The 1,295-nt window shown below is 45.3% G+C and carries 2 protein-coding genes and 1 pseudogene; all 3 read left to right on the top strand.

From position 1 onward, the window contains the following. Positions 1-545, top strand: a 545-nt coding sequence (locus TX23_RS27785; protein ID WP_209445932.1) for a DNA/RNA non-specific endonuclease, incomplete at its 5' end; no start/stop codon positions are given. Further along, entirely contained in the window at positions 545-874 is a 330-nt protein-coding gene (locus tag TX23_RS26610) for an antitoxin YezG family protein (RefSeq protein ID WP_057704732.1), read from the top strand. The genes TX23_RS27785 and TX23_RS26610, both read left to right, overlap by 1 nt. 341 nt (positions 875-1,215) lie before the next feature. Next, a pseudogene (locus TX23_RS27780) lies at positions 1,216-1,295 on the top strand (transposase); the annotation flags it as partial.

The following is a 1,295-nucleotide window of genomic DNA, read 5'->3' as shown; positions in this document are numbered from 1 at the left end:
TTAAGGCACTTGATGTTGGATCATATAGTGGTATAAAAGGCGCAGGCCAGACTTTACGGGAGGTCGAAGTAAGCTCTGGTGGCAAGGGAGCATGGTCCAAAGATCTCAATAAGCCTGAGCCAAACACAATTTATAAAGTGGATGGAAACAAGACCTATCAAACAGACAGTATGGGTCGTGTTGAAAGAGTTGAATCCAACCTTTCTTACGCAAAAAATGACCGAAATACCTATCAGCAATGTGTGGCAGGAAAGTGTGGAGTATCTGGTGACGAGGGCGGGCATTTAATTGCAAGTGTTTTTAACGGGCCAGGTGAGAAGTTGAACTTGCTCCCCATGAATGGGAACTTAAACAAGGGAGCCTGGAAGTCGATGGAAAATACTTGGGCAAATGCACTTAAGGATGGGAAGCCTGTAAATGTCAAAATTGAGCCTATCTACTCGGGCTCTAGTGTGCGGCCTGACAGATTCAATGTTAAGTATTCAATCGACGGTGGCCGTCCTGTGAATGTTGACTTTAAAAATGCGCCTGGAGGTGGGGGTTGATGGATGAACAGCTGTTTTACGAAAAAATTGGGCAGCTTCTAATTGATGCTGGTCCCTCAGACGCTAAAAAAATAATAGCCAGAGCGGAGCTTTTTGCTGAAGGCGACGGCGGTAGCTATGAGTTTGATTACTTCAATAAAGCTGGTGATTTAAACTGGTTTGATCCCGACGGTCGCGCAGTTGGTGATTTAACCGAATTGCTAGTGCAGTTGAGGAGCCATTTTGTTATGAATGGCTTGTGCGCAGGCGAAAAAGCCTGGTCTGGATGTGTAGTTACTTTGGATGTGGAAAATATAAAGATAAATATTGAGTTTAAGTATGATAATTAAATAAGCCGGCTGTAAAGGTTTCGACTTGATATGACACTCTCGACACCAGCCTTTCGCCGGCATTGTGTTACCCGTCAAACTGTTGCTTCTTTTCTGCTCACCGGCGGCTATCGGGCTGCTACTTATTTGCTCCCAATTACGTCAGGTTGATCATACTTATGTTGCGCCGAGAAGTGACTATCAGGCCCTGCAGCGTCAATACAATAGCCAGCGGAATAATCTTAAACGTGAGTGGGAGTTGAATACTGGTTTGGCATGGCCAAAAACTGCGAGGAGAAAACGGGGACAGATTTATTTTTTCCATTTGCTAGGCTGTAATTCTCTAAGGAAGGAGGTTACCTATGCCCAGAGTGGGACGTGTCGTTTTGCCCAACTATCCTCATCATGTTGTACAGCGTGGTCACAACCGCCAGGTGGTCTT

Origin of the sequence: Pseudomonas paralactis, assembly GCF_001439735.1 — a bacterium.
GTDB classification, from domain to species: Bacteria; Pseudomonadota; Gammaproteobacteria; order Pseudomonadales; family Pseudomonadaceae; genus Aquipseudomonas; species Aquipseudomonas paralactis.
Note: the sequence above shows the minus strand (reverse complement) of the source record. Positions and strands in the feature narration are given on the sequence as shown.